Below are 12,618 nucleotides of genomic sequence, written 5' to 3'. Positions count from 1 at the left end.
TCTTCTTGGTGGGGCCGGGCGGCCGCCGCCGGGGCACGCCCATCCGACCCCACCGAGAAGACAGCCCCCGCGTGCGCCCCGTGTGCCGACTGGTTTGCCCCCCGGGGTGCGAGGCAAGGTTGGTGACATGGCCGATCTCGCGACCGAACGTTCGAATCAGACCGGGGCCGCCCCCATCCTGGTGGCCTCCAACCGGGGGCCGGTGTCCTTCACCGCCGAGGACGACGGTTCGCTGACCCTGCGCAGAGGCGGCGGCGGGCTGGTCTCCGGGCTCTCCGCGATCGACGACCCGTCCGCCGTCTGGGTCTGCGCCGCCCTCTCCGAGGCCGACCGCACCGCCGCCCGCCAGGCCCCCGACGGCCGGCTCGACCTGGCCGGGCACGAGGTCGGCGGGCAGGCCGTGCGGATGCTCGACATCGACCCCGGCACCTTCGCCCGGGCCTACAACGGGGTGGCCAACTCCACCCTCTGGTTCGTCCACCACCTGCTGTACGAGACCCCGGTGGCACCGGTCTTCGACGACCGCTTCCGCCGCGAGTGGGACTCCTACCAGGCCTACAACACCGCCTTCGCCGAGGCGCTGGCGGCCGAGGCCGCGCCGGGCGCCGCGGTTCTGGTGCAGGACTACCACCTCTCACTGGCCCCCGCCCTGCTCCGCGAGCTGCGACCCGACCTGAGGATCGGTCACTTCTCGCACACCCCGTGGGCCCCGCCCGAGTACTACCGGATGCTGCCCGACGACGTGGCGGCCGACGTGCTCGCCGGCATCCTCGGCGCCGACCGGGCGGGCTTCCTCACCCGGCGCTGGGCGCTGGCCTTCGCCGACTGCTGCGAGGCGGTGCTGGGCGCCGTCGTGGACCGCGGGGCGCTCACCGTCACCCACGCGGGGCGGACCACCGCGCTGGGCGTGCACGGGCTGGGCGCGGACGCCGACTTCCTCCGCGAGCGGGCCCACCGGCCGGACGTGGACGCCCGGTTGGCCACCCTGCGGGAAGCGGTGGGCGAGCGCCGCACCATCGTCCGGGTGGACCGCACCGAGCTCAGCAAGAACATCGTCCGCGGCCTGCTGGCCTACCGGCACCTGCTGCGCACCCGCCCCGAGTGGCAGGACCGGGTGGTGCACGTGGCCTTCGCCTACCCCTCCCGGCACGACCTGCCGGAGTACCGGGAGTACACCGCCGCCGTGCAGCGGATCGCCCAGGAGATCAACGACGAGTTCGGGACGGCGAGTTGGCAGCCGCTGATCCTGCACGTCAACGACGACTTCCCGCGCTCGCTGGCCGCCTACCGGCTGGCCGACGTGGCCCTGGTCAACCCGATCCGGGACGGGATGAACCTGGTCGCCAAGGAGGTCCCGGTGGTCTCCGACGCGGGCTGCGCCCTGGTGCTCTCCCGGGAGGCCGGCGCCCACGCCGAACTGGCCGAGGACTCGGTGGTGGTGAACCCCTACGACGTGATCGCCACCGCCGAGGCGCTGCACCGCGCCCTCACCATGCCGGAGGCCGAACGGGCCGACCGCACCAAGCGCCTGGCCGCCGCGGCCACCGCGCTGCCGCCGCAGCAGTGGTTCCTGGACCAGCTGCACGCGCTGCGGGGCGAGTGACGGGGGCGGGTGACCGGTCCGGGCCGGTGGGGGGCTGATCCCCACCGGCCCGGACGGTCCGTCAGACCGCGACCGAGACCGTCTGCCCCGCCGCCACCTTGACGGTGAGGTAGGTGTAGGTGACCCCGTGCTCGACCTTGGTCTGCGCCTGGCGCGCCACGCCGTCCACGGTCAGCGTCGGGTGGCTGCCGACGAAGCGGGCCTCCCAGGTGTAGGCGCGGCCGGTGGAGTGGTTGGTCAAGGTGGAGCGGCCGGCCCCGTCCTGGCGCAGGCCGATCCGGTCCTTGCCGACCGGGATGTCGTCCACCTGGAGCCAGTCCATCCCGGCGGGCAGCCCTGACCGGGTGGTGAGCCTGCGGTTCGGTGCGTCCGGCTCCAGGCCGAGCAGGCCGGAGACGGTCTGGCCGACCAGGGTGAAGGAGACCTCGGGGTAGTCGCCGTTCGGGCCCTGCGAGGCGTTCACGTGCTGGACGGCGCGCTGGTCGTAGACGTGGCGCATCCACTTCCACGCCTCGTCGTTGCGGTTGTTGGCGAAGAAGGTGTCCGGCAGGTAGGTGAACGCCTCGATGTTGGACGGCCCGTGCGGGCCGGCCGCCTGACGGTCGATGAAGTCCAGGTAGGCCTCGTTGCGCGGGCCGGCCTCGATGATCCGCTTCATCGGCATGAACCAGCTGTTCTCCAGCCCCCAGCCCTTGAACGCGGTGCCGTCCAGCGAGTACGCCCGGACCATGTCCGCGCCCGAACCGGTGCCGCTCCACTCGGAGTTGAAGTACTGCTTGAGGGCGGTCGCCTGCTGCTCCGCCTTGGCCGCGAGCTCGGCGTCGCCCTTGCCCCGGGCCAGCGCGGCCAGGCCCAGGTACGCCTGGTACTGGGCGGCGATGCCGTCGCCGGCCTCGGCCAGCTTCTCGTCGCCCTGCTCGTTGTAGCTGGCGGTGCCGGAGAAGATGCCCTTCCCGGTGCCCTCGGCGACGGCCACCGCGCCGTTCGGCTTCGCCTGGTTGTGCAGGGCGACGAACTCTTCGGTGGTGTGCCGGTAGAAGTCCCAGAACACCTCGTCCTCGACGTAGGCCTTGTCACCGCTCCAGCGGTAGGCCTGGGCGGCCTTCTCCACCAGCTCGAACGGGGCGGGCACCTCGCGGACGAACAGGTCGGGGCGGCGGTAGTCGATGCTCAGGTAGGTGCCGGTGTCGAAGTTGTGCGCCCAGACCGGGTAGTACTTGTGCGCCTCGGTCGCGGAGGCGGCGAAGGAGCGCAGCATGGTGCGGTTCTCGGCGGTCAGGCCGAGCACCTGGGCGCCGACCACCTGGTGGGCCGTGTCCCGGGAGTAGTAGCCGCTGCGGTTGGCGTAGCCGGCCCAGTAGGACGGGCCGTAGGTGGCGGTGCCGGTGCCGAAGCGGTTGTTCTCGTCGACGTTCACCGGGCCGGTCGAACCGGCCAGCAGCACCCAGGAGTTGGCCTTGCGCTTGGCCCAGTCGAACATCTCCACGACCCGCGGGTCGGAGGAGGTGGCGACCGGGTCGGCGGGGGCTGCCGGGGAGATCATCACGTCGTCGACGTTGAGCCAGGCGTCGCCGGACTCGAAGGCGATCTCCAGCCTGTCGCCCCGCTTCACCTCGATCCGGCTGACGGTGTGCCGGGAGTACTCGGTGCGGGCCGGGATGCCGGCCGCGCCGGCCTCGGCGCCGTTGACCTTCACGGCGAACCGGCCGTTCGGGCCGCCGGTGGCGATCCAGGCCGAGACGTCGTAGCGGCCGTCCACCGGGGCGGTCAGCGTCTGGCTGATCCGGTAGCCGGGGCCGCCGTCCAGGTAGGCCAACCTGGCGCCGCCGTGCGGGTAGTTGGTGGCCACCCCGGCTCCGGACGTGAAGTCCCAACCCCTGGTGCCGAGTTCGAAACCGGGGTTGACCACGGTCGGCACCTTGGCGGTGGCGGTGGCGGCCTCGGCCTGCGGGGCCAGTGGTGTCAGCAGTGCGAGAGCAGTGAGCAGCGGCAGTCGTGCGCGTCGCATCAGGTCTCCAGGTCTCCGTTGACGGTGCAGCGAAGCTAACAGCCCGCACCATCGCTTTCAATCCTCTTGCACGACAGCGGAGAAAGTTTTCATCACGCCATTGCAAGTGTGCTGGCCGCGTTGCTAACGTCCAGCCGTCACCCACCCTCGGAAGGCAGGACACACCATGGACCTCGACAGACGCGGACTGCTCAGACTCGGCGGCGCCCTCACCGTCGGCGCGGGGCTGACCGGCCTCACCACCGCGTGCTCCGGCACCGGCACCGGCACCGACGCCAAGGGCGGCGGCGCGGGCGACGCCAAGAAGGGCGAGATCTCGGTCTGGAGCTGGCAGGGCCCCGCCGCCCAGCTCAAGGCGCTCCTGCCGGCGTTCAACGCGGTCTACCCGGACATCAAGGTCACCGTCCAGGACATCGGCAACCCGGCCATCTGGGACAAGATCACCACCGGCATGGCGGCCGGCGGCGCCGGCCTGGCCGACGTCCTGCACATCGGCGTGGACTACCTGCCCAGCTACGTCGAGAAGTTCCCGAACGGCCTGGCCGACCTCGGCCCGCTCGGCGCCACCAAGTACCAGAACGCCTTCGCCGCCGGCCTGTGGGAGACCGTCGCCCCCAAGGGCCGGGTCAACGCCCTGCCGTGGGAGGCCAACTCGGGCGGCTTCTGGTACCGCGCCGACCTGTTCGAGCAGGCCGGGGTGGACGTCGAGGGGCTGCAGACCTGGGACGAGGTCATCGAGGCGGGCAAGAAGCTCAAGGAGAAGACCGGCAAGTACCTGCTGGGCATCGACAAGCCCGCCTCGCAGGCCGACGCCGCCAACTTCTTCCAGCTGCTGCTCCAGCTCCAGGGCGCCTTCTACTTCAACATGGACGGCGCGATCACGCTGGACTCGCCGCAGGCGGTCACCGCGATGACCATCATCAAGAAGCTGAACGACGCGGGCCTGGTCGCCGACCTGTCCGGCGGCTGGAGCGCGCTGGAGAACTCCATCAAGGACACCACCTCCGCCGTCCTGCCCTGGCCGACCTGGTTCGGCGGGATCATCGAGGGCCTGGTGCCGCAGGAAGCCGGCAAGTGGAAGGTCCGGCTCCCCCCGGCCGTCCGCCAGGGCGGCACCAACGCGGCCACCGTGAACTCGACCCACCTGGCCGTCTCCGGCTCCAGCAAGCAGCAGGCCGCCGCCTGGAGCTTCATCGAGTTCGTGCTGACCCGCCCGGCCTCCCAGGTCTCCATCTACAAGGGCAAGGGCATCGCCCCGGCCCTGATGGCCGCCTACGAGGACTCGGCCTTCCACACCCCGTCGCCGTTCTTCAGCGGCCAGAAGCAGGGCGAGATCTTCCTCAAGGCCCTGCAGACGCCGTCGCCGGCCACCAACTACTCGGCCGACTACGCCCGCGCGCTCAAGGTGGTGACGGACGCTCAGACCAAGGTCCTGCTCAAGGGTGCCGACCCGGCCGAGGTCCTGAAGCAGGCCGCCGACCAGCTCGCCCAGCAGACCGGGCGCAAGGTCGTTCGATGACCCCGGCGAGGCGGCGTGCGCTGCCGTACCTGTTCGTCCTCCCGGCGCTGCTGTTGTTCGCGGCTTTCAAGCTCTACCCGATCGCCGCCTCGTTCCGGCTCAGCCTGTACCGCTCCACCGGAGGCACCGAGACCTTCGCCGGCCTGGACAACTACACCAGGCTCATCGACGACCCGCTGTTCTGGACCTCCCTGAGCAACAGCGCGGTCATCCTGGCGATCCAGGTGCCGCTCATGCTGACCCTCGCGACCGGCCTCGCAGTGGCGCTCAACTCCTCGCTGCTGCGGGCCCGGTCCGTGTTCCGGCTGGGCTTCTTCCTGCCGATGATCACCGGCCTGGTGGCCTACGGGATCATCTTCTCCGTGCTGCTCAACCAGCAGTACGGCCTGGTCAACTGGCTGATCGGGACGGACGTCCCGTGGCTGACCGACCCGCTCTGGGCGAAGATCTCGCTCGGGCTGGCCCTGACCTGGCACTACACCGGTTACAACGCGGTCATCCTGCTGGCCCGCCTGCAGTCCGTCCCCGCCGAGCTGTACGACGCGGCGGCGGTGGACGGGGCGGGCGCCTGGAAGGCGTTCCGGCACGTGACCCTGCCCGGCCTCAAGCCGGCCCTGCTGCTGACCACGGTGCTCTCCACCATCGGCACGCTGCAGATCTTCGACGAGCCCTACGTCCTCACCGGCGGCGGGCCCGACAACGCGACCCTGACCATCGGCATGTACCTGTACCAGAACGCCTTCAAGTACTTCGACTTCGGCTACGCCTCGGCGATCGCGTACGCCCTCGCGCTGATCATCGGCGCCCTCGGCCTGATCCAGTTCAAGCTGCTGGGGGACAAGTCATGAGCACCCGCGTGAAGAACCGCACCGCCAAGTCGATCGGCCTGACCTGGTCGCTGGCCATCACCCTGGCCGCCGTCCTGGTGCCGTTCTACTGGCTGGTCATCGCCGCCACCCACAGCTCCAAGGAGATCTTCACCTCCCCGCCGCCGCTGCTGCCCGGCGGGCACCTCCTGGACAACCTGGGCTCACTCCAGGAGAAGGCCGACTTCGGCCGGGTGGTGCTCAACTCCCTCGGCATCGCGACCGTCTACACCCTGACCGCGGGCGTGATCTGCACCCTGGCCGGCTACGGCTTCGCCAAGTTCGACTTCAAGGGCAAGGAGGCGCTGTTCGGCCTCCTGATGCTGGGTCTGGTGATCCCGTCCCAGGTCACCCTGGTGCCGCTGTTCCGCCTGATGGCCGAGCTGACCTGGCTGGACACCTACCAGGCCGTCATCCTGCCCAACCTGGCGCTGCCGTTCGGCATCTTCCTGATGCGCCAGTCGATGAGCACCCTGCCGAACGAGCTGCTCGACTCCGGGCGGGTGGACGGCTGCGGCGAGCTGCGGCTGTTCCTGCGGGTGGCGCTGCCCCCGATGCGGCCCGCGCTGGCCGCGCTGGCCATCTTCCTCTTCCTCTTCCAGTGGAACGAGTTCATCTGGCCGCTCACGGTGCTGCGCAGCGAGAGCGCGCTCACCATCCCGGTCGCGCTCGCCTCGCTCCAGGGCGTGGACGACACCGACTACGGCGCCATCCTGGCCGGCACGGCCATCGCCGCGCTGCCGATGGCGGCGCTCTTCCTGGCACTCCAGAAGCACTTCGTCTCCGGACTCCTCGCAGGGGCGGTGAAGGAATGACCATCCATCAAGAGGCGGTCACCACCGCCGAGTTGGCTCCGGCCACGTTCGAGGCGCTGCTCGACCAGGTCTCGGTCGCGGTACCCGGCGGCCACTGGTCCAGCACCGAACTCCCCTCCGGGATCCGGATGGTGGCGGTCGGCTCGGCCGACGGCGGCCCCGTGGAAGTCCGGCTCTCGGTGCCGCTCGGCGACGCCGCCGGCTACTGGCACCCGCAGGGCGGCTGGCGCCGCACCCTGACCGCGGACTGGGAGGGGAAGGCCGCGGTCTCCCTGGTCGACTCGCTCGCCACCGGCTGCCTGTACGACCACGCCGGCACCACCATGCTCACCTTCGCGGCGGCCGACCCGGTGCCCGAGGCGCGGCTGCGGTTCGGGGTCTCCGAGGAGACCGACAGCTTCGTGGTGCAGCTGCTGCTGCCCGCCGCCCCCGGCGGCCACCGGCTGCTGTTCGTCCCGCGCTCGGCCACCGTGGCCACCGCGATGCGCACCCTGCGCGAGTGGTACGCCGCCGGGATCACCCCGATGCCGGTGCCGGACGGCGCCCGCACCCCGGTGTACTCCACCTGGTACGCCTTCAACCAGCAGGTGGACGCGGAGTCCGTGGCCGCCGAGGCCGCGCTGGCCGCCACCATGGGCTTCGGCGCGCTGATCCTGGACGACGGCTGGCAGCTCGGCGGCCACGGCCGCGGCTACGCCGGCTGCGGCGACTGGCTGCCCGACCCGGCCAAGTTCCCCGACCTGACCGCGCACGTCGCCGAGGTGCGCGGGCACGGCCTGCACTACCTGCTCTGGGTCGCCCCGCTGCTGGTCGGCCCGGACTCCGCGGCGTACCGGAGGTGGGCCCCCACCGTGCGGGCCGGCGTCCCCGGCGCCTACGTGCTGGACCCGCGGCTGCCCGAGGTCCGGGCCCACGTGGTCGAGCTCTGCGTCCGGCTGGTCCGCGACCACGGGCTCGACGGCCTCAAGCTGGACTTCCTGGACGAGGCGATGGCGCACGCCGGCGACGGCGGCCCCGACGTCGGCCTGGCCATGACCGAACTGCTGGCCGAGGTCCGGGCCGAACTGGAGAAGGTCCGCCCCGGCCTGCTGCTGGAGCTGCGCCAGCCGTACACCGGCCCCGGCATGGCCCCGTACGGGAACCTGCTGCGCTCCTTCGACTGCCCCGGCGACTCGGCCGCCAACCGGGTCCGCACCATCGACACCGCCTTCCTGGCGATCGGCGGCGCGGTCCACTCGGACATGCTGCTCTGGCACCCCGGGGCCCCCGCGCACAGCGTGGCCCGGCAACTGATCGGCGCCCTGCACTCCGTCCCGCAGGTCTCCGTGCGGCTCACCGGGGTCCCCGAGGAGCACCGGGCCGCGATCTCCTTCTGGCTCGGCCAGTGGACCAGGCTGCGCCCGGTCCTGCTGGACGGCGTGGTGGAGCCCGGCCGCCCGGACGAGCTCTACCCCGTGGTCCGCGCCGACCGGGGCGGCACCGGCCTGGTCAGCGTCCACTCCGAGCAGGTGGTCCCGCTGGACCTGACCTGGCGTCAGGAGCTGGTGCTGGTGAACGGTTCGGCCTCCGACCGGGTCTTCCTGGAGGTGGCCGAACCGGGAGGCGAGACCGAGCTGACCGCCTACGGACCGTCCGGCCGTATCATCGAGCGCAGGCTGCTGGGCCTGACGCCCGGCCTGCACGCGCTGCCGGTGCCGAGGTCCGGACTTGCCGTGCTCAGTGGCCCGGTGGGGGCCACCGAGGTGGAAGGGGCGGAATGAAGGTCGGCATCACCGAACTCGCGGCTCGCGCCGGTGTCAGCGAGGCGACCGTCAGCCGGGTGATCAACCGGCGGCAGGGCGTCGCCAAGAAGACCCGTGACGCGGTCGAGCGGGCGATGTCCGAGCTGGGCTACGAGCGTTCCACCCCGGGCCAGTTGGTCGCCGTGGTGACGGAGCGGGTGTCCAACCCGTTCTTCGCCGACGTGGCCGAGCGGATCGAGTCCGCGCTCGCCCCGCACGGTCTGAAGATGGTGCTCTGCCCCGCCTTCCCCGGCGGGGTGCAGGAGCGCGAGTTCGTCTCCTCGCTGGTCGACCGCGGCATCGCCGCGGTGGTCTTCCTCTCCGCCAGCAACACGGTGGAGGGCGCGGACGTCGAGACCTACGAGCTGCTCCGCGACCGCCGGGTGCCCTACCTGGGCATCAACGGCGAGTTCGCGGACGGGCACCCCGCGCCGGTGTTCTCCACCGACGACACGCTCGCCGCCGAACTCGCGGTCGACCACCTGTACCGGCTCGGCCACCGCCGGATCGGCATGGCCTCCGGCCCGGCCGGGAACCACCCGGCCGACCGCCGGGTGGAGGGCTTCCTCGCCGCCATGGAGCGGCGCGGACTGGCCGACGCCGAGAGCTGGGTCTTCCGCCAGTCGTACACCGTCGAGGGCGGCCAGGCGGCCGCCGCCGCCCTGCTCAGGCAGGGCGCCACCGCGATCGTCGCGGCCAGCGACTTCATGGCGCTCGGCGCGATCCGCGGACTGCGGCGGCACGGACTCTCCGTGCCGGACGACGTCTCGGTGGTCGGCTACGACGGCACCATCATCACGGAGTTCACCGACCCGCCGCTCACCACCGTCCGGCAGCCCGCCGACCGGCTGGCGCTGGAGGTCGGCCGCAGCGTCCTGGCCCTGGTGGCCGGACGGCCCGTCCCCACGGGCGAGTTGCTCTTCGACCCCGAGCTGGTGATCCGCTCCACCACGGCCGCCCCGCCGGCCTGACACCGCCCCGCCCTCGGCCCTCGCCGGGCCCGCTGCTACCGCAGCGCCCCGGCGAGGGCCTGCAGCAGTTCCGCGACCCCGGCCGGCCCCGGCACCAACAGGTCGGCGCGGTCGGCCAGTTCGGCCACCTGACGCTCCCCCGTGACCGCCGAACTGCAGACCAGCACGGCCGGGCCGCCGCCCTTGCGGCGCAGCTCCAGCGCCTCGTACGCGGGCAGGTCGCCGAGGTCGTCCCCGGCGTACAGCACCGCCGCGCCTGCCGGCCGCCCCGCCAGGTACTCCGTCAGCGCCCCGCCCTTGTCCACCCCCGGCGGGCGCAGCTCCAGCACGTACCGGCCCGGCTCCACCATCAGGCCGTGACGGGCCGCCAACTCCGCCAACGGGGCCCGCAGTTGCTCCAACAGCGCCTGCGGGTCGGCGGTCCGCCGGGTGTGCACCGCCAGCGCCCGCCCCTTGTCCTCCACCCAGGCCCCCGACTCCCCCAGCACAGCAGGCAGTTCGGCCCTCACGGCGGCCACCCCGGGCGGCGGCTCCGGCGCCGTCAGCACCCCGGCCTCCCAGCGCTCCGCCCCGTACTGCCCCAGTACCGTCAGCCCGAGGCCCTCGAACCCCCCGTACTCCACCGCCACCGCCGCCGGACGGCCCGTCACCACCACGACCCCGCCCACCAACGGCACCAACGCCCGCAGCGCCGCCACCGCGGCCGGCTCGGCCCGGGCAGCGGCCGGATCGGCCACGATCGGCGCCAACGTCCCGTCGAAGTCCAGGGCGACCACCGCACTCCGCGGCTCCGCAACCAGGGCTCGCAGCCCCACCCGCCCGGCGTCCGTACTCGGCTCAGGGATACCCATGGCCCCGACGATAGCTGGCGAACGAGGCTGCGCCACCAGGGGCGCGAGGAACTGCGCGAGTACGGAAGGCGGACCGGTGTGAGATCGGGGCAGGCTAGCCAGTTGCACGTGTTGCCGTTCCCCCGCGCGCAGTTCCCCGCGCCCCCGGGGTAACCACTATCGTTCCGCGCGTTTGGCGTCCCTGATGCGGCGCAGTCGGTGCACCAGCACGGGGTCGGCGGCCAAAGCTTCGGGGCGGTCGAGCAAGGCGTTCAGGAGCTGGTGGTAGCGGGTGGCCGAGAGGTCGAGCTCCTCCCGGACGGCGCGTTCCTTGGCACCGGCCGTGCGCCAGCCGCGGGCCTCCAGGGCGAGCACCGCGCGTTCGCGGTCGGTCAGGTCGGGCATGTCGGCCACCTCCACTTACGGGGTGTCATTCTGCCCGCCCACGGCGACACAGTCTGCTCCCCCGGCCGCCGCGCCGTCCGGGTTAGCGTCGACCCCATGGACCACAGCTTCGCTCTCAGCATCCCCGACGCCGACCTCGAACCCGACCCGCTCGACCCCGCCCAGATCGTCTCCGGCACCCCCGAGGTGACCGGCAGGCTGCTCTGGGAGTCGCCCGACGGCCGCCGCCTGCGCGGCATCTGGCAGATCACCCCGGGCGTGGTGACCGACACCGAGGCGGACGAGATGTTCGTGGTGGTGAGCGGCCGGGCCACCGTCGCGGTGGAGGGCGGGGAGACCCTGGAGCTGGCCCCCGGCACGGTCGGGTTCCTGCGCGAGGGCGACCGCACCACCTGGACGGTGCACGAGACCCTCCGCAAGGCCTACGCGATCGACCTGGGCCCCGAAGGGGCCTGACCGGCCGTCAGCCCCCCGAGGTGCGCCGGCTCTGCTCGGCGGCCTCCGCGGCGGCGCCCTGGAGACCGGACAGGACTCCCTGTCCGTCGTTCTTCACGGCGCCGCCGAGCTGCTTCTTGAGCAGCCCGCTGACCCGGTCCCAGGAGGTCTCGCCGTACGGGTAGAAGCGCGCGTTGGTGAGCGCGTCGAGGAAGGGCTTGATGTTGTGGCCCGAGGCGGCCATCTCCTCGCGCGCGTCCTGGGTCACCGGCAGGAGGTTGTACATCGACGCGAACTTGATGACGTTCTCCTTCTGGTAGACGTGGCTGAGGAACTTCTTGATCTCGGCCCGGTGCCCGTTCGCCTTGAAGGCCATCATCCAGTCGGCCACGCCCATCGAGGAGGCCTTGCCCTGGGCGTCCTTGCGCGGCAGCGGGGCGGTGCCGTACGGGACGTTCGCCTTGTCGGAGTTGAGGGCCAGCTGCGGGTGGCCGTTGAGCATCGCCACCTTGCCGGCCGCGAACTCCTCGAAGGCGGTGGCCCGGTTGACCGCGCCCGGGTCCTTGTAGGTGAGGCCCGGGTTGACCAGCGAGGTGCGCAGCCAGTCGAAGGTCTTCTGGTTGGCCTCGCTGTCGATGCTGTAGTTGCCGGCGTCGTCGGCGAAGCCGCCGCCCCCGGAGGTGGCCCACATCAGGCCCTCGGCCTGGGCCTCCTCGGGGCCGAGCGGCAGCCCGTACGGGGTCACGCCGGGCACCTTCTCCTTGATCTTCTTGGCCGCCTTGACCAGCTCGTCCCAGGTGGCGGGCGGGGCGGTGAGGCCCGCCTTCTCGAAGATCGCCTTGTTGTAGAAGAACAGCCGGGAGGAGGTGGTGAACGGGATGCCGTACTGGCTGCCGAGCACCTGCCCGGCCTGGGAGATGGACGCCAGCATGTTGGCCTGGGTCTCGATGGTCAGCACGTCCCCGGCGGGGTAGAGCCGGCCGGCCGCGACGTGGTCGGCGTAGCCGCCGGTCTGCACCAGGTCGGGGGACTTGCCGCTCTTGATCAGCTCGGCGACCCGGGTGTCGATGTCGGTCCACGGGACCACCTCGACCTCGACCTTGATGCCGGGGTTGGCCGTCTCGAAGCCCTTCGCCAGCTCCTGCCAGTACGGCTCGGTGCTGGTGGCCCGGTTGGTGCCGTAGTCCGGCGCGACCAGCTTGAGCGTGACGTCACCGTCCTCCCCCAGTCCGAGCGCCCCGCAGCCGCTGAGCAGCAGCGCGGCGGTGACGGCGAGGGCCGTCGAGGGGAGGAACGACCTGCGGGCGGCGCTGGACAACGGTGGACCAACCTTCGGGCGGAGACGGAGCGTCGCCACCTTTCCAGCCAGACCCTCAGTGGTCCAG

General features: G+C 72.0%; 11 protein-coding genes. 7 read left to right on the top strand and 4 right to left on the bottom strand.

What is annotated here, in order from left to right:
* The first annotated feature begins 127 nt into the window (after positions 1–127).
* Positions 128–1,603 (top strand): trehalose-6-phosphate synthase, encoded by a 1,476-nt coding sequence (locus tag ACIA8O_RS23100; protein WP_396295828.1) that lies wholly within the window; start codon positions 128–130, stop codon positions 1,601–1,603.
* A 61-nt stretch (positions 1,604–1,664) separates the two neighbouring features.
* On the opposite strand, the gene ACIA8O_RS23095 is transcribed toward ACIA8O_RS23100, so the two are convergent.
* A complete protein-coding gene (locus ACIA8O_RS23095; protein ID WP_396295827.1) occupies positions 1,665–3,611 on the bottom strand; it encodes a hypothetical protein in 1,947 nt (648 codons plus the stop codon).
* 166 nt (positions 3,612–3,777) lie between these two features.
* On the opposite strand from ACIA8O_RS23095, the gene ACIA8O_RS23090 reads away from it, so the two are divergent.
* Genes ACIA8O_RS23090 through ACIA8O_RS23070 form a run of 5 tightly spaced genes read left to right on the top strand, consistent with a single transcriptional unit; the run spans position 3,778 to position 9,563 of the window.
* A complete protein-coding gene (locus ACIA8O_RS23090; RefSeq protein ID WP_396295826.1) occupies positions 3,778–5,130 on the top strand; it encodes an ABC transporter substrate-binding protein in 1,353 nt (450 codons plus the stop codon).
* Complete coding sequence (locus tag ACIA8O_RS23085; protein ID WP_396295825.1) at positions 5,127–5,978, top strand: carbohydrate ABC transporter permease; 852 nt, start codon at positions 5,127–5,129, stop codon at positions 5,976–5,978. The genes ACIA8O_RS23090 and ACIA8O_RS23085 overlap by 4 nt, the downstream gene beginning before the upstream one ends.
* The gene (locus tag ACIA8O_RS23080) at positions 5,975–6,811 is read left to right on the top strand and encodes a carbohydrate ABC transporter permease (RefSeq protein WP_396295824.1); all 837 of its coding nucleotides are present in this window, start codon (positions 5,975–5,977) and stop codon (positions 6,809–6,811) included. Before ACIA8O_RS23085 ends, ACIA8O_RS23080 begins: the two co-directional genes overlap by 4 nt.
* Positions 6,808–8,571: a glycoside hydrolase family 36 protein gene (locus ACIA8O_RS23075; RefSeq protein WP_396295823.1), complete on the top strand. Its 1,764-nt coding sequence runs from the start codon at positions 6,808–6,810 to the stop codon at positions 8,569–8,571. The genes ACIA8O_RS23080 and ACIA8O_RS23075 overlap by 4 nt, the downstream gene beginning before the upstream one ends.
* Entirely contained in the window at positions 8,568–9,563 is a 996-nt protein-coding gene (locus tag ACIA8O_RS23070; protein WP_396295822.1) for a LacI family DNA-binding transcriptional regulator, read from the top strand. Before ACIA8O_RS23075 ends, ACIA8O_RS23070 begins: the two co-directional genes overlap by 4 nt.
* A 35-nt stretch (positions 9,564–9,598) precedes the next feature.
* On the opposite strand, the gene otsB is transcribed toward ACIA8O_RS23070, so the two are convergent.
* Together otsB and ACIA8O_RS23060 are read right to left on the bottom strand one after the other, a co-directional pair.
* On the bottom strand, positions 9,599–10,414 hold the full coding sequence (gene otsB, locus ACIA8O_RS23065; protein WP_396295821.1) for a trehalose-phosphatase: 816 nt from the start codon (positions 10,412–10,414) through the stop codon (positions 9,599–9,601).
* A gap of 156 nt (positions 10,415–10,570) precedes the next feature.
* Positions 10,571–10,798, bottom strand: a complete 228-nt coding sequence (locus tag ACIA8O_RS23060) for a DUF3263 domain-containing protein (protein ID WP_396295820.1) — start codon at positions 10,796–10,798, stop codon at positions 10,571–10,573.
* 96 nt (positions 10,799–10,894) lie between these two features.
* Here ACIA8O_RS23060 and ACIA8O_RS23055 point away from each other — a divergent pair, with 96 nt between their 5' ends.
* Entirely contained in the window at positions 10,895–11,254 is a 360-nt protein-coding gene (locus ACIA8O_RS23055; protein ID WP_396295819.1) for a cupin domain-containing protein, read from the top strand.
* Between the two features lie 7 nt (positions 11,255–11,261).
* Here the strand turns inward: ACIA8O_RS23055 and ACIA8O_RS23050 are convergent, their stop codons facing one another.
* The gene (locus ACIA8O_RS23050; protein WP_396295818.1) at positions 11,262–12,551 is read right to left on the bottom strand and encodes an extracellular solute-binding protein; all 1,290 of its coding nucleotides are present in this window, start codon (positions 12,549–12,551) and stop codon (positions 11,262–11,264) included.
* Positions 12,552–12,618 lie beyond the last annotated feature (67 nt).

This window comes from Kitasatospora sp. NPDC051853, from assembly GCF_044452665.1.
Taxonomy (GTDB): domain Bacteria; phylum Actinomycetota; class Actinomycetes; order Streptomycetales; family Streptomycetaceae; genus Kitasatospora.
The sequence above is the reverse complement of the archived record's forward strand: the minus strand, read 5'-3'. Positions and strand labels throughout refer to the sequence as shown.